17 protein-coding genes are annotated in these 18,104 nt (G+C 61.9%); 5 read left to right on the top strand and 12 right to left on the bottom strand.

Annotated elements, in window-relative coordinates:
- Nucleotides 1-20: 20 nt before the first annotated feature.
- Complete coding sequence (uvrB, locus tag AC1Q6Z_RS06300; RefSeq protein ID WP_492647080.1) at nt 21-3,008, top strand: excinuclease ABC subunit UvrB; 2,988 nt, start codon at nt 21-23, stop codon at nt 3,006-3,008.
- 91 nt (nt 3,009-3,099) lie between these two features.
- Here the strand turns inward: uvrB and AC1Q6Z_RS06295 are convergent, their stop codons facing one another.
- From AC1Q6Z_RS06295 to dusA, 7 genes are all read right to left on the bottom strand, one after another.
- A complete protein-coding gene (locus AC1Q6Z_RS06295; protein WP_492647079.1) occupies nt 3,100-5,052 on the bottom strand; it encodes an ATP-binding protein in 1,953 nt (650 codons plus the stop codon).
- A 261-nt stretch (nt 5,053-5,313) separates the two neighbouring features.
- Nucleotides 5,314-5,517, bottom strand: a complete 204-nt coding sequence (locus AC1Q6Z_RS06290) for a hypothetical protein (RefSeq protein ID WP_256115549.1) — start codon at nt 5,515-5,517, stop codon at nt 5,314-5,316.
- Nucleotides 5,518-5,554: 37 nt separating this feature from the next.
- Nucleotides 5,555-5,809, bottom strand: a complete 255-nt coding sequence (rpsU, locus tag AC1Q6Z_RS06285) for a 30S ribosomal protein S21 (protein ID WP_256115548.1) — start codon at nt 5,807-5,809, stop codon at nt 5,555-5,557.
- Between the two features lie 45 nt (nt 5,810-5,854).
- On the bottom strand, nt 5,855-6,142 hold the full coding sequence (locus tag AC1Q6Z_RS06280; RefSeq protein WP_256115547.1) for a cold-shock protein: 288 nt from the start codon (nt 6,140-6,142) through the stop codon (nt 5,855-5,857).
- A gap of 131 nt (nt 6,143-6,273) precedes the next feature.
- On the bottom strand, nt 6,274-6,483 hold the full coding sequence (locus tag AC1Q6Z_RS06275) for a cold-shock protein (protein WP_256115546.1): 210 nt from the start codon (nt 6,481-6,483) through the stop codon (nt 6,274-6,276).
- A gap of 293 nt (nt 6,484-6,776) precedes the next feature.
- Nucleotides 6,777-7,352: a J domain-containing protein gene (locus tag AC1Q6Z_RS06270; protein WP_439618559.1), complete on the bottom strand. Its 576-nt coding sequence runs from the start codon at nt 7,350-7,352 to the stop codon at nt 6,777-6,779.
- A gap of 155 nt (nt 7,353-7,507) precedes the next feature.
- On the bottom strand, nt 7,508-8,599 hold the full coding sequence (dusA, locus tag AC1Q6Z_RS06265; protein WP_492647078.1) for a tRNA dihydrouridine(20/20a) synthase DusA: 1,092 nt from the start codon (nt 8,597-8,599) through the stop codon (nt 7,508-7,510).
- 106 nt (nt 8,600-8,705) lie between these two features.
- Here dusA and AC1Q6Z_RS06260 point away from each other — a divergent pair, with 106 nt between their 5' ends.
- Complete coding sequence (locus AC1Q6Z_RS06260; RefSeq protein ID WP_492647077.1) at nt 8,706-9,236, top strand: gamma carbonic anhydrase family protein; 531 nt, start codon at nt 8,706-8,708, stop codon at nt 9,234-9,236.
- Nucleotides 9,237-9,304: 68 nt separating this feature from the next.
- Complete coding sequence (mltG, locus tag AC1Q6Z_RS06255) at nt 9,305-10,927, top strand: endolytic transglycosylase MltG (RefSeq protein WP_492647076.1); 1,623 nt, start codon at nt 9,305-9,307, stop codon at nt 10,925-10,927.
- 9 nt (nt 10,928-10,936) lie between these two features.
- On the opposite strand, the gene AC1Q6Z_RS06250 is transcribed toward mltG, so the two are convergent.
- The 3 genes from AC1Q6Z_RS06250 to AC1Q6Z_RS06240 are packed head-to-tail and all read right to left on the bottom strand — an operon-like array spanning nt 10,937 to nt 13,099.
- Nucleotides 10,937-11,332 carry a Fur family transcriptional regulator gene (locus tag AC1Q6Z_RS06250; RefSeq protein ID WP_305110887.1) on the bottom strand — a complete coding sequence of 132 codons (396 nt, stop codon included), beginning with the start codon at nt 11,330-11,332 and terminating at the stop codon, nt 10,937-10,939.
- An 11-nt stretch (nt 11,333-11,343) separates the two neighbouring features.
- Nucleotides 11,344-12,174 (bottom strand): metal ABC transporter permease, encoded by an 831-nt coding sequence (locus AC1Q6Z_RS06245; protein WP_256115537.1) that lies wholly within the window; start codon nt 12,172-12,174, stop codon nt 11,344-11,346.
- Entirely contained in the window at nt 12,167-13,099 is a 933-nt protein-coding gene (locus tag AC1Q6Z_RS06240; protein WP_439618550.1) for an ATP-binding cassette domain-containing protein, read from the bottom strand. Before AC1Q6Z_RS06240 ends, AC1Q6Z_RS06245 begins: the two co-directional genes overlap by 8 nt.
- A gap of 101 nt (nt 13,100-13,200) precedes the next feature.
- Here AC1Q6Z_RS06240 and znuA point away from each other — a divergent pair, with 101 nt between their 5' ends.
- On the top strand, nt 13,201-14,217 hold the full coding sequence (gene znuA, locus AC1Q6Z_RS06235; RefSeq protein ID WP_492647075.1) for a zinc ABC transporter substrate-binding protein ZnuA: 1,017 nt from the start codon (nt 13,201-13,203) through the stop codon (nt 14,215-14,217).
- A 222-nt stretch (nt 14,218-14,439) separates the two neighbouring features.
- Entirely contained in the window at nt 14,440-15,645 is a 1,206-nt protein-coding gene (locus AC1Q6Z_RS06230) for a GTP-binding protein (protein ID WP_492647074.1), read from the top strand.
- A gap of 14 nt (nt 15,646-15,659) precedes the next feature.
- Here AC1Q6Z_RS06230 and mgrA read toward each other — a convergent pair whose 3' ends face one another.
- Together mgrA and AC1Q6Z_RS06220 are read right to left on the bottom strand one after the other, a co-directional pair.
- The gene (gene mgrA / locus AC1Q6Z_RS06225) at nt 15,660-16,691 is read right to left on the bottom strand and encodes an L-glyceraldehyde 3-phosphate reductase (protein WP_492647073.1); all 1,032 of its coding nucleotides are present in this window, start codon (nt 16,689-16,691) and stop codon (nt 15,660-15,662) included.
- 276 nt (nt 16,692-16,967) lie between these two features.
- Nucleotides 16,968-18,101: a Gfo/Idh/MocA family protein gene (locus AC1Q6Z_RS06220; protein WP_492647072.1), complete on the bottom strand. Its 1,134-nt coding sequence runs from the start codon at nt 18,099-18,101 to the stop codon at nt 16,968-16,970.
- Between the last annotated feature and the right edge of the window lie 3 nt (nt 18,102-18,104).

The following is an 18,104-nucleotide window of genomic DNA, read 5'->3' as shown; positions in this document are numbered from 1 at the left end:
ACTCTCTCCATATTCCCCGCATGGCCAGATCACCGAAGAAACCCTCGCCCTCGAACCCCGGTTTCGAGGAAGCCCCGCAATCGCCTTTTGAGGGAGAGCCCCTTTCGGGCAGCGTCTCCGATTGGGTGAAGCAGCTCGAAGCCGAGGCGGAAGCCGCGAGCATCGAGAGCCGGCGCGAGGTCGCCTCCAAGGCCGGCAAACACCGCAAGACGGTGGAGAACGCCGCACGCCGCCACACCGAAAACGTCACGGTCTCGAAAACCTCCCGCGGTGTGTCGATCGGCGGCTCGTCCGATCCGAAGACGCGCGCCGCCGCCGGCCTCAATCCGGTCTCGGGCATGGATACCTCGCTCGAGGACGCCGTCTCCTCCAATGCCGGCACGGCCGTGACCGCGACGGTGGAAGCGCTTTCGGCGCTCATCGAGAGCGGCAACCCGCTGTTCAAGGACGGCAAACTGTGGACGCCGCACCGTCCGGCCCGGCCGGAAAAGTCGGAGGGCGGCATCCCCATCCGCATGATCAGCGAATACCAGCCCGCTGGCGACCAGCCGACCGCGATCCGCGACCTCGTCGAAGGCCTCGATTCCGGCGAGCGCAGTCAGGTGCTGCTCGGCGTGACCGGTTCCGGCAAAACCTTCACCATGGCTAAGGTGATCGAGGCGACGCAGCGCCCCGCCGTCATCCTCGCGCCGAACAAGACGCTGGCCGCGCAGCTCTATTCCGAGTTCAAGAACTTCTTCCCGGAAAACGCGGTCGAATATTTCGTCTCCTACTACGATTATTACCAGCCGGAAGCCTATGTGCCGCGCTCGGATACGTTCATCGAGAAGGAATCCTCGATCAACGAGCAGATCGACCGCATGCGCCACTCGGCCACCCGCTCGCTGATCGAGCGCGACGACTGCATCATCGTCGCCTCCGTCTCCTGCATCTACGGTATCGGCTCGGTCGAGACCTATACGGCGATGACCTTCCAGATGCAGGTCGGCGACCGGCTCGACCAGCGCCAGCTCCTCGCCGACCTCGTCGCCCAGCAATACAAGCGCCGCGAGATGGATTTTCAGCGCGGCAGTTTTCGCGTGCGCGGCGACACGATCGAGATTTTTCCGGCCCACCTTGAAGATGCCGCCTGGCGCATCTCGATGTTCGGCGACGAGATCGACGCGATCACCGAGTTCGACCCGTTGACCGGCCAGAAGACCGGCGACCTGAAGTCTGTGAAGATCTACGCCAACTCGCACTACGTCACCCCCCGCCCGACGCTGAACGGCGCCATCAAGGCGATCAAGGAGGAGCTGAAGCACCGCCTCGTCGAGCTGGAAAAGGCCGGCCGCCTGCTGGAGGCGCAGCGCCTCGAACAGCGCACGCGCTACGATATCGAGATGCTGGAGGCCACCGGCTCCTGCGCCGGCATCGAGAACTATTCGCGCTACCTCACGGGCCGCAAGCCCGGCGAGCCGCCGCCGACGCTCTTCGAATATATCCCGGACAACGCGCTGATCTTCATCGACGAAAGCCACGTCACCATCCCGCAGATCGGCGGCATGTATCGCGGCGACTTTCGGCGCAAGGCGACGCTGGCCGAATACGGCTTCCGCCTGCCCTCCTGCATGGACAACCGCCCGCTGCGCTTCGAGGAATGGGACGCCATGCGCCCCGACACGATCGCCGTTTCCGCCACGCCGGGCGGCTGGGAAATGGACCAGTCCGGCGGCGTCTTCGCCGAACAGGTCATCCGCCCGACCGGCCTCATCGATCCGCCGGTCGAGGTGCGCCCGGCGAAAAGCCAGGTGGACGACGTGCTGGGCGAAATCCGCGAGACCAGCCAGGCCGGCTACCGAACGCTCGTCACCGTACTCACCAAGCGCATGGCGGAGGACCTGACCGAATACCTGCACGAACAGGGTGTCCGCGTGCGCTATATGCACAGTGATATCGACACGCTGGAGCGCATCGAGATCATCCGCGATCTTCGTCTGGGTGCTTTCGACGTGCTGGTCGGCATCAACCTGCTGCGCGAAGGCCTCGACATTCCGGAATGCGGCTTCGTCGCCATCCTCGACGCCGACAAGGAAGGCTTTTTGCGGTCCGAAACCTCCCTCGTCCAGACCATCGGCCGCGCGGCGCGTAACGTCGACGGCAAGGTCATCCTCTATGCCGACCAGATCACCGGCTCGATGCAGCGCGCCATGGAGGAGACGACCCGCCGCCGCGAAAAGCAGGTCGCCTACAACGAGGCGCATGGCATCACCCCGGAATCGGTGAAGGCAAAGATCTCCGACATCCTCGACTCGGTCTACGAGCGCGACCACGTCCGCGCCGACATTTCCGGCGTCTCCGGCAAGGGTTTTGCGGATGGCGGCAACCTCGTCGGCAACAACCTCCAGACCCATCTCAACGCGCTGGAAAAAGCCATGCGCGATGCCGCCGCCGATCTCGACTTCGAAAAGGCCGCGCGCCTGCGCGACGAGATCAAGCGCCTCAAGGCCGCCGAACTGGCCGTCATGGACGACCCAATGGCGCGCGAAGAGGCGAAGGCCCAGGAAAAAGGCGGAGCAAAAACCCCGTCATCCTCGGCCTCCACACGCGCATCCAAGACCAAGGACGCCGCCGCCGGCAGCCTCTTCCAGAAACCCTCGCTCGACGACATGGGCCCGGGCACCGACACCGAACGCCCGCTCTTCCGCAAGCCCGAGCTGAATGAAATGGGCCGCGACATCGCCGAACCCGCCGGCAAATCGCTATTCCGCAAGAACAGCCTCGACGAAATGACCGTCGGCCGCACCGAAAAACCCATCGCCGGCAGCACCCCCGCCCGCCCGGACGAAACCCTCGCGAGCAAGAAGCGCACCGGCCCCCTGCTGGAAGGCCAACCGGAACGCGTCAGCAGTGCGGAGGATGCAAAGCCGGTTCGTCGGGGGAAGATCGGCGCCGGGAGTTATGAGGATCCGGGTGAGGAGAAGCGCAAGGGGCGCACGAAAGGGAAGACAGGGCGGCCGGGGCGGTAAAAAAGGTCCTAGCAAAGGCGCGCTTAAAATTCTCGTTAGCGACTTTGCTGCGTGCCAGTTCTGATAAATCGGCTTAACGGCTAGAAGGGTCCTAATGACTGGGAACGAACTGTGGGTAAATCTCGTTTAGATAACTCACCGATTCCTCTTCTGTTATGGCCATATCCAGCTTTTCTCGAACAAATTCAAGCCTATGGATACAGTCGTGCAACAATTGCCCCCAAGTTTTAATCCAGATACGTCCGTTTCCTTCTTTGAATATATGGGCGCATCCTGATGGGCGGTCTTGAGAAGAAACAAGATCCTCCAGCTGAGGAGATATATCTACTCCAACCAGCCAAAAGCTCCATCGCACATTGGTCTTTCTGTAACGTGGATCTTTCATTATCGTACTAGCATAATTTACTATTTGCTCATACTCCTTAAGTCCCAGAATTTTGCTCGCCCGCTTCAATTCTACAACAAGATGGTGATCGTCATCCCGCCCATTCACCTTATTTGCTTGGCAGAGCATCAAATCAATTCTGGCATTCTTACCACCAGGTAATAGAATCGGCGAGAGAACTTGTTCATTTATCTTCAAGCGCTTTAGGTGTTCACGAAGCGCGTTGGCCAACGACGATTCAGAAACACCCAAGGAAAACTCCTCGCCAAACAGCCAAGGATTTCTCTCAACAATTTGGTGAATATGTTGGCGCTCTTTGACCGAACTTTTGGTCTTTTCATCGCAAACCAGCGCTCTTAGCCCCTTTGCTGACGCGATGCGGTGCCTGACTAGTGAAACCGTATCAATAATATCAGAAAGTCGACTGTTGTCTAAAAGTGTAGCAAATTGCTTTTGCTTCTCTTTTGAAAGATTTAGAACTTCATTGAGAATTTTTGAAACCTCGCTGGGCCGCTCTTCAATTGCCTCGCGGAGTAGCCTAAATGAAAGCGCTTTAGACATTTTATCTTGAGACGAAAATCCTTTCGCCTGTGCGTTTATCGTTACGGCACAAAGATTGAATATCCGCTTGGACTGATTTACGACTTCGCCTTGCTCGCTGTCCTTATATGGATAGATGTTTTCTGCCTTCCATTGATCGATAAGAGCTTGAGTTTTTTGGCGTTCGCGACCTTTAAAATACAAAGATAGCTTGTCACGCCCCTCGGATATTAGCTTTGATATACCTTCTTCAATATCAAGGTCGACCAACGATCCGCTATGCAGATCTGAAAAATGCTTACTCTTTAAATAAGCGCAGAAATTATATCCGGGCGCCCTGACCTCAGCGAGCCTTTCGGCGAGAGTAAATCCATTTTCATCACAAAGATAAAGTGCCCGATTATTAATACTAACCCACTCTATAACTTCAAGATTTGCTGAAACAATCGTTCCATTTGTTAGTCGAATTGGACCAACTTCAAAATTCTCTGAGCACGAAATCAATTCATCGACATCAACGATTTTCCCGTTGAGTCGAACTTTAACATCTCTATACTTGTTTATGTATGACGCGAAAGCGTATGCAAGATCGACGGGACCTACTTTTGCAAAGTAAGAATCCGACAATTCAAATAAATTCTCAATCTCTACCGTCGTTCCCGTTTTCCGTTGAGCAGACGAGCGGACGTCGGAAACATAGAAAGACCCAATAGAATTCGTATTTGCACTTATTTCGTATTCAAAAAATCCAATTTCAGTTTTATAAACAGTTTTCCATTTGACGATTTCTCCAAGAGCAAGCGCTCTAAAACGACCCTCTCCATTTCTTCCTTGAAGTATTCTCTTCTTTTTCCGAGAGCGTCCCGCTTTAGCTTTCCATGAATTGCCTAAATCAGAAAATATATGATTCTTTTCGTCGTATGGTATACCTTCGCCATCGTCGGTGAATGACACCTTAGTTACGACATCAAGGCCATTCTTTTGATACTTAATATCAATTTCATCAGCATCAGCGTCAAAAGAATTCCAAACAATCTCGGCCATAGCGCGCGATGGCTGGCTCCCTACGAATCTTTTCCAAAAATCCTGTTGCGCTTTTACTTCGATTGTTTGTGCCATTTTAATCCAAAGCGAGCCAGTGTGCCTTCGAACTGGGAAACTAACATCGCACCTTTGCAACTAAGGGGTTTATCTACGCGCGCTTCACTTCTAACAATGGGACAATGATCCTGGGAAGCCCTCGTCACACAAGTCCCGAAAATTTAAAACAGCTGTCGCTGCGAACCTTTCCAACCAAAAACGGCAAGAGCCCGGCTGTTAGGCCGGGCTGCTTGTCCGATGGGCGTCGTATAGGGCCGAAGCCCTGTTCGACGGGGGCTGTTACTTGCGCTTCTTGGTCGTCGGCAGGGGGGCGGGTTGGGCCGCCTCCTGGGCGATGCGCATCGCCCGCAACTTTTCCGTCTTCTTGTCGCGGGCGGCGGCTTCCTGCGCCACGATGGTCTTGGCGGCGGAATCGGTTTCCGCGGCCTTCGTCGCAGCGCTGACCTTCGTCGGCTTGAAAAACTGTTGTCGGGTCGCTGTCATCGCTTGCTCCTCTGCCGTCATCGTGACGTCGTGCCGATCAACCGGCTACGCGGCCCGGACCCGGGAGCGGCTTGCGCTTGGGGCCAGGGATGAGGCCTTCGCGCTGGGCCTTCTTGCGGGCGAGCTTGCGGGCACGCCGAACGGCTTCGGCCTTTTCGCGGGCGCGCTTTTCAGACGGCTTTTCATAGGCGCTGCGGGCCTTCATTTCGCGGAAGACGCCTTCGCGCTGCAGCTTCTTCTTCAGAACGCGGATGGCCTGCTCGATGTTGTTGTCGCGGACGAGTACCTGCAAAACATATCCTTTCCATCGCGGCCGTGCGGCCGCCGCTGATTGTGATTATTTGTTGACGCGAATGCTGGATGGCTTGAACCAGGGTTCGCTTCCCTTGGAGGAAGCGGACGCACTGCCGCCACTGCGTATTTCCACCGTATCCGTCGCTTCGATGTCGCTCGCGACGATCCGGCGTTCACACGTCTCGTTGCCGAGACGCACACGATATTGTGCCTCGCCGTGGTCGGACGGCAAGACCCCGACCACCCGGCAGACCCGTTCGCTGTCGGCCGATCGAAACAGATCGGCCTTGAGGGTGACCGTGTCGCCGATCGCAAATCGTTTCCGGCTCATGGACAACTCCCCGAACGTGATCAAAGGCGTGCATTCGAAACAAAAAGGCCGGGCTTTACCCCGACCTCTTCCTGTCGCTCGCCGTCTCGACTGCCGGTACATCCGTGGTCAGCCAAGAGGAACGACAATTCTTATGCGGCGCGCAGGTTGTCGGCCGAGCTCTTGCCCGACTTGCGGTCCTGAACGATGTCGTAGCTGACCTTCTGGCCTTCGGCGAGCGAGCGCAGGCCCGCACGTTCAACGGCCGAAATGTGAACGAACACGTCGTTGGCGCCATCATCAGGAGCGATAAAGCCAAAACCCTTGGTGCTGTTGAACCACTTCACAGTGCCTGAATTCATAACGATATCCTTTCAATCGTTGGAGAAAGCGACAAAAAAGTCGCATGTAAATCGACGATGAGAGGAGATCTGACCGTGCCAAGAGGCGAGAGACAAAGGTCACAAGCAAAGTTCGATATGTGGGATGTAGGCTTTTATTCTGCCTTTCGCAAGGGAATTTTATCCGTTTAACCCGGCAAAGCACGGAAAATATTTGATAATCCCTCGTTTAATCAGGGAGATAGGCATCGAAATCATGGGCACGGAGTGCGGGTAAAGTGTCGGCCGCAACCGCCGTTCCGGCCACGATCACGCTACTCGGCCGCCTCCCCCTTGAGCGCCTCCACGGCGGTCGCGAGTTCGTAGGAATAGCCTTCCAGCATGGCATAGGCCTGCTCGATCGCCGCGATCTGGCCCTCGGCATTGCGAATCGCCTCGGCGATCGACTGCGAGCGGGCGCGCAGCATCGAGCCGAGGAAATCCGTGCCGGCCTTGCGGCCAAGCCGGTCGATGTGCTGGCGCACGCGGTTGCGGTGGCGTTCCAGTTCCAGGATGTGGAAGCGGCTCTTGACGATATCGTCGGAAAGCTTGCGCCGCATCGCGGCCAGCGGATCGAAGCTGCCGGGCTCGCGCTCGTCGAGGATGACGTCGTTGACGAGCGGTTCCAAGAGCATCAGGCCCTTCAGGTCGCGCGGATCGGCGAGCTGGGGGTCGAAGCCGGTATCGTCGAAAACCTTACGGCGCACGGGATCGCGCAGCAGGTCGTAGCAGGCCTGGAGACGGGAGAACTGGTCGGCATCGCCGCCCGAATCCGGATGCACGCCCTTGGCGGCCCTGCGATAGGCGGTCTTGACCGCATTGTCGTCGGCATCGCGCTCTATACCGAGCATGGCGTAGGGATCGATCACGCGGCCACCTGTCCGTCTCTTAGCATTCGTCGTCTGTCCTAGTCCCGCATCCCTCGGCCATCAAGGGCGAAGCGGGGGAAGTTTCCGACCCCGAGGGGACGAAATTGTGGTCGCGCCGGGGCGATGCACAGAAAGCGCTATTCCGCCGCCGCGGCCGTCGTCGCGCGGGCCGCGAGAACCGCGGCAAAGGCGGCCGAAATCACCTCCGGCCCCGCGCCCGGCTTCGTCGCATCGGTGGAAAGGATCTGCCGGTAGCGCCGCACGCCCGGAAAGCCCTGGAACAGGCCGACCATGTGGCGCGTCACATGCGCCACCCGCCCGCCATCCGCCACGACCCGCGCCGCATAGGCCACCATCGCGTCGCGCACGGCTTCCCAATAATCCGCAGGAAGGCCCTGCGGGCTGGGCACGGTTTCCGAGGGCTGGTGGCCTGCCGGCGACAGCGGATGCGGGAAAAGCCCGTCCACGCCCGTCAGGACGCCGCTGTCCTGATAGGCGGCGCGGCCGAGCATGACGCCGTCGAGGCCCTGCATCTCCGCGACAGCCTGATTCAATGTGTGAAGCCCCCCGTTGAGCCCGATGAAAAGATGCGGATTTTCCGCTTTCAGCCGGTGCACAAGACCGTAGTCGAGCGGCGGAATATCGCGGTTCTCCTTCGGCGACAGGCCCTGCAACCAGGCTTTTCGCGCATGGACCCAGACGGCATCCGTGCCGGCGGCCTGGATGCGCGAGACGAGATCACGCAACGCCACCTCCGGGTCCTGGTCGTCGACGCCGATGCGGCACTTGACGGTGACGGGGATCGACACCGCCGCCTTCATCGCCGCCACGCAATCGGCGACGAGCTGCGGCTCGCGCATCAGGCAGGCGCCGAACGTGCCGGATTGCACCCGGTCGGAGGGGCAGCCGACATTGAGGTTGATCTCGGCATAACCGAAGCCCTCGCCGATCCGCGCCGCCTCGGCGAGCTTTTGCGGGTCGTTGCCGCCGAGCTGGAGGGCGACAGGATGTTCTTGCGCATCGAAGCCAAGCAGCCGCTCGCGATTGCCGCGCAGGATCGCATCGGCAACGATCATTTCGGTAAAGAGCAGCGCGTTTTTCGTCATCTGCCGTGCGAAGACGCGGTAGTGACGGTCCGACCAGTCGATCATCGGCGCGGTGGCGAAAATCTTCGTCCCCGTGCTCACGGCCTGGTGGTACATCGTGCTGGCGTTGGCTCTCTGTGTCATGGCCGGGCTCATACTCCAAACACGACGGAAAAACCACCCTAGGCCCTTTGCCTGCGCGGCCGGGCGGGTGCAATATCGCCGGGAATCATCTTGGAGGAGAATGCCGATGCCGCTCTATGCCCTGGACGACGACCAGCCGACGCTGCCCGCGGACGACCGCTACTGGGTGGCGCCGGATGCGAATGTCATCGGCAGGGTCGTGCTCGGCGAGGATGTCGGCATCTGGTTCGGCGCGACGCTGCGCGGCGACAACGAGCCTATCACGGTGGGTGCGCGCTCGAACATCCAGGAGGGCGTCGTTGTGCACACCGATCCCGGCAAGCCGGTGACGATCGGCGAAGGCTGCACGATCGGCCACAGCGCCATCATCCACGGCTGCACCATCGGCGACAATTCGCTGATCGGCATGGGGGCGACCGTGCTGAACGGCGCGGTGATCGGCAACAACTGCCTCGTCGGCGCCAATGCGCTGGTGACGGAGGGCAAGGTCTTTCCGGACAATTCGCTGATCGTGGGCGCACCCGCCAAGGCGATCCGCACGCTGGACGAGGCGGCGCTTGCCGGCCTGAAGCGCTCCGCCGACAGCTATGTGCGCAACTGGCAGCGCTTCAAGAAGGGGCTGAAACCGGTCGGCTGAATAATCCGCCTTCCCCGACCGTCAGACGTGCAGCATGATAGGGTAGGCCTCCGGGTTTTCAGGGGAGCATGGACATGCTTCTGCGCGCCGTCGTTTTCGTCCTTGCGGTCCTGCTGTTGACGCCGGCACAGGCGGCGGTCAAGGTCGCGCTGCTCATCGGCAACGCGGCCTATGCCGATAGCGCATCTGCCCTTCGCAATCCGCCAAACGACGTCGCCGCGCTCAAAAGCGTGCTGGAAGCGGCGGATTTCGAGGTGACCGTGGTGGAGAATGCGGGGCGGGCCGCCATGTCGCGGGCGCTGTCCGAGTTTTCGGAAACCGCTGCGCAGGCCGAGATCGGCCTCATCTATTATTCCGGCCACGGCATCGAAATGAACGGCGAGAACTTTCTCATGCCCGTCGATGCGACGCTCGAATCCGATGTCGACGTGGAATATGAGACGGTGGCGCTCGGCAAGCTCGTCGATGCCCTTTCCGGCGTCAAAAAATTCAAGCTCGTGCTCGTGGATGCCTGCCGCGACAACCCCCTCTTCAGCAAGATGAAACGTCCCCTGACGCGGGGTGGCGCGACGAAAGGCCTTGCCCGGATCGAAAGCACGCAGAGCAACCTCCTCATCGGTTTTGCCACCTCGCCCGGCGAAATCGCGCTCGATGGTGAGGGGGACAGCAGCCCCTATGCCAGCGCGCTTGCCCGCCATCTCGTTACGCCGGGGCGCGAGGTCGAAGTGGTGCTGCGCTCCGTGGCAAAGGACGTGTTCGAAGCGACCAAGGGCAAACAGCGCCCGTACATCACGGGCTCGCTCTTCGAAACGGTGATCCTCGGGCGCGAGGCCGAGGAGGCGCCCGCGGCCGTCGATCCCTGCCGCGACGCTGGGGTGCACTGGCAGGCGGTCAGTTCACGCGGCAACATGGCCCTGCTGGAAGAACATGTCCGCCTGTTTCCCTCCTGCGCGTTCGCGTCGCTGGCGAAGGTGGAGATCGAGGAGTTGCTGAAATCTAGCGCTGAGCAGGCAACGACGGAGAGCATTTCGATTGCAGCCGGCCTGACCGTCAAACAGGCCTTCGAGCAACTGGCGCAGGATGCCCGGCTCAAAGGCGACCTGCCGGCGGAACTGCCGGCGGAGGGCGCCCTGATGCCCGGCACCTATGCGCTTGCGCGTGGAGCGATGCGCGCGGACGTCCTGCGGCAGATGCAGGCGGCGCAGTCTGAGCTCATCGGCCGGATATGGGCCGGCCGGCAGAAGGACCTGCCGCTTGAAAATCCCGACCAGCTCGTCATTCTCGCCTCGATCATCGAGCGGGAGACCGGCCTGCCGGCGGACATGCCGAAATTCGCGGCGGTCTTCGTCAACCGCCTCAAGAAGGGCATGCGGCTGCAATCCGACGCGACGATGATCTATGGTCTCTTCGGCAGCGACGGGAAGCCCGTCGGCCGGGCGATCCGTCGGGCCGACCTTGAGACGAAGACGCCGTACAACACCTACCATATTCCCGGCCTGCTGCCGACGCCGATCGCTCTCCCCGGGCAGGCCTCGCTTGAGGCGGCTGCACATCCCGCAGCGACGGACGATCTCTATTTCGTGCCGGATGGCAATGGCGGACATGCTTTTGCGGCCACGCTGGCGGAACACAATGTCAATGTGGGCCGCTGGCGCAAGCTTGCCGCCGAAACGCGGGTGAAGGCTGAATGAACCGAAGGCTCAAGCGCAGCCGGCGCAGGTGCCGCGGATCTCGATCGTCGTCTTGCCGGTCTTGAAGTTGCGGTCCTTGGCAAAACCCTTCAGCCGGTCCTCGATCACATGGTCGTGGAATTCGTCAACCTTGCCGCAGGTCTCGCAGATCGTAAAGGCGGTAAGGCCGTGGGCGTGGCAGCCGTCTTCCGGATGCGCGCAGGCGACGAAGGCATTGATGCTTTCAAGGCGGTGCACGAGGCCGAATTCCAACAGCTTGTCGAGCGCGCGATAGACCTGCAAGGGCGCGCGAAAACCGCTGTCGCGCAGCTTGTCGAGGATCGAATAGGCGCTGAGCGGGCTGCCGGAATGCGAGAGCACATCGAAGACCAGGCCCTGGTTGCGCGTCAGTTGTTGCGTGGTCATGTGTTGCGTGGTCATGCCTGACCTCCCTGGCCCATGGCCGGCTGTTGGGTTGTACCCGTCCTGGGCTTCGTCAGCAGGCTCAGGACGAACAGGCCGAGCGCTGCGACGACGATCGAGGGACCGGAGGGCGTATCGAATTTCAGGGAACCGAACAGCCCGCCGACGACCGCGAGCGCGCCGATGACGGAGGCGAGCACGGCCATGATTTCCGGGCTGGTGGAAAAGCGCCGGGCGGTGGCGGCCGGGATGATCAGCAGCGAGGTGATCAGCAGGATGCCGACGATCTTCATGGCGATGGCGATGACGAGCGCCATCAGCAACATGAAGGCGAGCCGCGCCCGTTCCGGCTGCAGGCCCTCGGCCTCCGCCAGTTCCGGGTTGACCGTCGAGGCGATCAGCGGGCGCCACATCCAGACGATGGCGAAAAGCACGAGGATGCCGCCGCCCCAGACGAGATCCACGTCGGCACGCGTCACCGCAAGAATGTCGCCGAACAGGAAACCGACGAGGTCGATGCGCACCCAGGTCATGAAGGAGACCAGGACGAGGCCGATCGCCAGCGTCGCATGCGACAGGATGCCGAGCAGCGCATCGGTGGAGAGCGTGCCGCGCTTCTGCAACAGCAGCATCAGCAGCGACACCGCCGCGGCGACGAGGAAGACGCTGATCAGCAGGTTGAAATCCATCAGCAGCGACAGCGCGACGCCGAGCAGCGCCGAATGCGCCATCGTATCGCCGAAATAGGCCATGCGCCGCCAGACGACGAAACAGCCGAGCGGCCCGGCGGTAATGGCAAGCCCCACGCCCGCGACCAGCGCGCGCACAAAGAAGTCGTCAAGCATCGCGGGCCTCCCCGGCCTGGCCAGCCGGCGCCGGGCCGTGATCATGGCCGCAGCCGCAATTCGGCCCGTGCGTGTGCACGATGCGCATCGGCCCCGCCTTGCCGCTCGGCAGAACTTGCGTGTGGTGCCCGTCGCCCGGCCGGCAATCGTCGGTGATCGAGCCATCAGCATGCTGCACCCGGCCGTCCGGCAGGTGCGTATGGTCGTGGTCGTGATTGTAGAAGGCGAGCGTCTGACCGGCGCGGGCGCCGAAGAGGCGCAGATATTCCGGGCTCTGGCTGACGGCCTCCGGCGTGCCGCGGCAACAGACATGGCCGTTCAGGCAGATGACGGTGTCCGTCTCGGCCATCACGACATGCAGGTCGTGCGAGATCAGCAGGATGCCGCAGCCGGTCGTGTTGCGGATCGTCTTGATGAGATCGTAGAGCGCGATCTCACCGGAAAAGTCGACGCCCTGCACCGGTTCGTCGAGCACCAGAAGATCGGGCTTGCGGGCGATCGCGCGGGCGAGCAGCGCGCGCTGGAACTCGCCGCCGGAGAGGTGCTGCACCTCGGCGCGCGCAAGATGGCGGATGCCGGTCGCGGCGAGTGCGGCATCGATCTCGGCGCCCTTCAGCGGCGAGGTCAGCGTCATCAGCCGGTCGACGGTGAGCGGCATGGTCCAGTCGATCGCGAGCTTCTGCGGCACGTAGCCGACCTTCAGGCCCGCCTTGCGCTCCACCCTGCCCTCGTCGGCCTTCAAAACGCCGATCGCCGCCTTGGCGGTCGTCGATTTGCCGGAGCCGTTGGGGCCGATCAGCGTGACGATCTCGCCGGGTGCTATGGAAAATTCCACGCCGCGCACGAGCCAGCGGCCCTGGCGGCGCACGCCGACGCCGCCAAGCGAGACGAGCGGCGGGACGGTCTTGGTTGGGGTCTGCAGCATCACTTTTTTCCAAAGGCCTGTTGCCACCGGATATGGCACACGTTATAGCATAACGCAATTGATGTAATAACATTACATTCACAATCAAGACGGAGATCCCCATGCAAAAGGCCGTTCGCGCCCTCTTCCTCTCGACCGCGCTCCTCGCCGCCGGCCCCCTTGCCGCGCGGGCGGAGGTGCCGAATGTGGTCGTGTCCATCAAGCCGATCCATTCGCTCGTCGCCGCCATCATGCAGGGGGTCGGCGAGCCGAACCTGATAGTCGAGGGCGCGGCCTCACCGCATACCTATTCGCTGAAACCGTCCAATGCGGCGGCCTTGCAGGATGCGGACGTGGTCTTCTGGGTCGGTCACGGGCTGGAGGCCTTCCTGGAAAAGCCGCTGGAAGCACTCGGCGGCAACGCGACCGTCGTCGAACTGGAGGATGCACCGGGCCTCGAAAAGCTGCATTTCCGCGAAGGCGGCCCGTTCGAGGCGCATGAGGACGAGGGCGAGGAAGGCCACGAGCACGCCGCGGAAGGTCACGACCATGGCAAGGAGGCCGAAGAGGCCCACGCCCATGGCGAGGAAGCCGGGCACGAAGGCCATGAACACGGCGAATTCGACATGCATCTCTGGCTGAGCCCGGACAATGCCCGCGCCATCGCCGCGGAGACGGCAAAGGTGCTTTCCGAAAAGGACCCGGCCAATGCCGAGGCCTACAAGGCAAACCTCGCGAGCCTGAACGACAAGCTCGCCGCCCTCGACAAGGAAGTCGCCGAGACGGTGGCGCCGGTGAAGGACAAGCCCTTCATCGTCTTCCACGACGCCTACCAGTATTTCGAGCATCACTACGGCGTGCACGCCGCTGGCTCCATCACCGTCAGCCCGGAAACCCTGCCCGGCGCCGAGCGCCTGACGCAGATCCGCGACAAGGTGAAGACGCTGGGTGCCACCTGCGTCTTCGCCGAGCCGCAGTTCGAGCCGAAGCTGGTCAACGTGGTGATCGAGGGCACACCGGCAAAATCCGGCACGCTCGACCCGGAAGCCGCAACGCTGGAACCCGGCCCGGACCTCTATTTCACCCTGATGAGGAGCATCGCCACGTCGCTGCGCGATTGCCTCGGACAGGGTAGCTGAGAGCGCGCTTGCAGGCCCTGAAAGGACGGGTTTCCAGGCTTTAGCTGGAGCGCAACGCCCGCCGCACTCTTCGTCATACTCGGGTCAAGCCCGAGCATGACGAAGGAGAGGCTGGTGGGCGTTGCCAAGCCCCGCAGTTTCCATCCAGCAAAGCTACGGCGGGATCACCCCGCCTTTTTCAGCACACCAAATGTAATAGTATAACATAAAAAGGCAAATCGCATGGACAACCGCCTCCCCGTCACCGTGCTTTCCGGCTTTCTCGGCGCCGGCAAGACGACGCTTCTCAACCATGTGCTCACCAACCGCAGCGGCCTGCGCGTCGCGGTCATCGTCAACGACATGAGCGAGGTCAACATCGACGCCGCCCTCATCCGCGATGGCGGGGCGGACCTGTCGCGCACCGGCGAACAGCTTGTCGAGATGACCAACGGCTGCATCTGTTGCACGCTGCGTGACGACGTGCTGAATGAGGTGCGCCGCCTCGCCGAGATGAACCGCTTCGACTACCTGCTGATCGAATCGAGCGGCATTTCCGAGCCGCTGCCCGTCGCCACCACCTTCGATTTTCGCGATGAGAACGGCCGAAGCCTGTCCGACGTCGCCCGGCTCGATACCATGGTCACGGTGGTCGATGCGGCCAACCTGCTCAAGGACTACGGCTCGCAGGATTTTCTGGCAGAGCGCGGCGAGACGGCCGGCGAAGGCGACACGCGCACGCTGGTGGAACTGCTGGTCGAGCAGATCGAATTCGCCGATGTCGTGGTGCTCAACAAGGCCGGCGCGGCGAAGCTCGACACCCTGCTTGCCGCCCGCCAGATCGTCGGCGGCCTCAATTCATCGGCCCGCGTCATCGAGACGGATTTCGGCCGCGTCGAGCTTGCCGACATCCTCGGCACCGGTCGCTTCGATTTCGAGAAGGCAAGCGAACATCCGCTCTGGTTCAAGGAACTGCATGGTTTCAAGGACCATGTGCCGGAGACGGAGGAATACGGCATCCGTTCCTTCGTCTACCGCGCAAAACAGCCGTTCCACCCGGCTCGCTTCAAGACCTTCCTCGATGAAAGCTGGCCCGGCGTCATCCGCGCCAAGGGCTTTTTCTGGCTGGCGACGCGCCCGCACCATGTCGGCGAGATGAGCCAGGCGGGCGCCCTGGTGCGCAGCGGCCGCCTCGGCCTCTGGTGGGCCGCCGTGCCGCAACAGCACTGGCCGCAGGACCAGGCGGCACGCGACGGCATCGCCCGCGCCAGCGATCCCGTCTGGGGCGACCGCCGGCAGGAACTCGTCTTCATCGGCGCCGACCCGATGGACGAAGCCGCACTCCGCCGCAGGCTCGACGCCTGTCTTGTCGAGGCCGAGACATTCGAGCCGGCGCGCTGGGCGAACCTGCCGGACCCCTTCCCGTTGTGGCTCCGGCAGGCCGGCTGATCAGGCGGCCGCGCTCAGTCCCGTTCGGCCGATCTCGCCCAGAGATTGACGTCCGCCTCCCGGGCATGGACGTCGATCTCCGCCAGTTCCTCGGCCGTGAAATCCCGCTTTTCCAGCGCCTTGACGCAATCGACGATCTGCGACGAGCGGCTGGCGCCGATCAGCGCGGAGGTGATGCGCCCGCCGCGCAGCACCCAGGCAAGCGCCATCTGCGCCAGCGTCTGGCCGCGCCGCTCGGCGATGTCGTTCAGCTTGCGGATATTGTCGATGATCTCGGGACGGATGAAATCCTTCTTGAGAAAATGGTTCAGCGCCGCGCGGCTGTCGCCCGGAATGCCGCCGAGATATTTCGTCGTCAGCATGCCCTGCGCCAGCGGCGAGAAGACGATCGAGCCAATGCCGAGCTCTTCCAGCGTGTCCACCAACCCATCGTCCTCGACCCAGCGGTTGAGCATGGAATAGCTCGGCTGGTGGATGATGCAGGGCGTGCCGAGATCCTTCAGGATCGCCGCCGCCTCGCGGGTGCGCTGCGAATTGTAGGAGGAAATGCCGACATAAAGCGCGCGGCCGGAGCGCACGATATGGTCGAGCGCGCCGCAGGTCTCCTCCAGCGGCGTATCGGGGTCGAAGCGGTGGGAGTAAAAGATATCGACATAGTCGAGGCCCATGCGCTTCAGGCTCTGGTCGCACGACGCGATCAGGTACTTGCGGCTGCCCCACTCGCCATAGGGACCCGGCCACATGTTGTAGCCGGCCTTGGAGGAGATGATCAGCTCGTCGCGCAGATGCGCGAAATCGGTGCGCAGAATCTCGCCAAAGGCGGTTTCCGCGGTGCCGGCCGGCGGGCCGTAATTGTTGGCGAGATCGAAATGGGTGATGCCGAGGTCGAAGGCCGTGCGGCACATGTCGACCTTGCGGTCATGCGGCGTGTCGTCGCCGAAATTGTGCCACAACCCCAGCGAAATCGCCGGCAGCTTCAGTCCGGAGCGCCCGACGCGGTTGTAGGTCATCGTATCGTAGCGGTTGTCCGCAGGCTGCCAGGCCATGGTTACGTTCCTTTGCATGAATTGAGATGTGTGTCGTACCCCTGGCCGGGGCGCGTTCACAAGAGGCAAGGTCCCCATTCCCCCCAGACGGCGCTCCCATCGATCTCCCCCCTTGAGGGGGAGATGCCCGGCAGGGCAGAGGGGGATAACGTTTCGGCAAATGCCGCCGGTACCGACTATGCCGCGCCGTCGCCACCCCCCTCTGCCGCTTCGCGACATCTCCCCCTCAAGGGGGGAGATCAACGGGAGCAAGCGGGACGGACAAAAAACCTCCGTCTACCGCAACAATGCCCTCGCCTCCTCGATACCCAACGCCGCCGGCTGCGTGCAGGTCGTCACGATGTCCACCGCCCTGCCCTCGTCGGCGGAGCGCAGGATCGCCGTCAGCACGTCGATCGTGTGCAGCGAGCGGTCGAGCGAGCAGCGATAGTCGCGGCCGGTCGTCACCGCTTCCATCATGTCGGCGAGGCCGATGCCGCGGTAGTTGGCTTGTGTGCCCCAGTCGAACTGGTAGTTCTGGGCGGTCAGCGGATGATCCCAGACCTCCACTTCCTTCGGCTCGCGGTCGTTGCCCGCCACTTCCACCGTGCCGCCAAAGAAATTCGGATCCGGAACGAACACGGCGCCGTCGGTGCCGTAGAGCTCCATGTTCTGGTGGCGATGCGCCCAGACGTCCCAGCTCGACATGAGCGAGATCTGTGCTCCGCTGACGAATTCCAGGATGGCATGGATGTTCGTCGCGACGACCACCGGCAACGCCTCGCCCAGACGCGGGCCATTGCCGATGATGCGCTCCTCGCGCGCCCTGTTGGCCAGCGCCACGACGCGCTTTACCGGCCCGACGAGATTGACGAGATTGTTGACGTAATACGGCCCCATGTCGAGGATCGGCCCGCCGCCCGGCGCGAAGAAGAAGTCGGGGTTCGGATGCCAGCTCTCCATTCCAGGCCCCAGCACATGCGCCGTGCCGGACATGATCTTGCCGACCTTGCCGCTATCGATGAGATGGCGCACGAACTGGTGCGAGCCGCCGAGATAGGTATCCGGCGCCGAGCCGACCTTGAGGCCCTTGGCGTCGGCGATGCGGCGCAGGTCCTCGCCCTGTTCGAGCGACAGCACGAAGGGCTTTTCCGAGTAGATATGTTTGCCGGCTTCCAGCACCTTCTTCGACACCGGATAATGCGCCTCCGGCACCGTCAGGTTGACGACGACGTCGACGGCGGGATCGGCGAGAAGCGCATCGATCTCCTGCGCCGGGACACCGAACTCCTCCGAGCGCGCCTTGGACGCGGCCGGGTTGATATCGGCGCAGGCGACGAGCTTCAGGTTCCTGAAGGTCGGGATCAGCTTGAAATACGCGCCCGAAATGTTGCCGCAGCCGATGATGCCGACTCCGTATTCCTTTGTCATATG

It is taken from the genome of Shinella sp. GW835-FHT14H05 (assembly GCF_058793575.1).
Note: the sequence above shows the minus strand (reverse complement) of the source record. Positions and strands in the feature narration are given on the sequence as shown.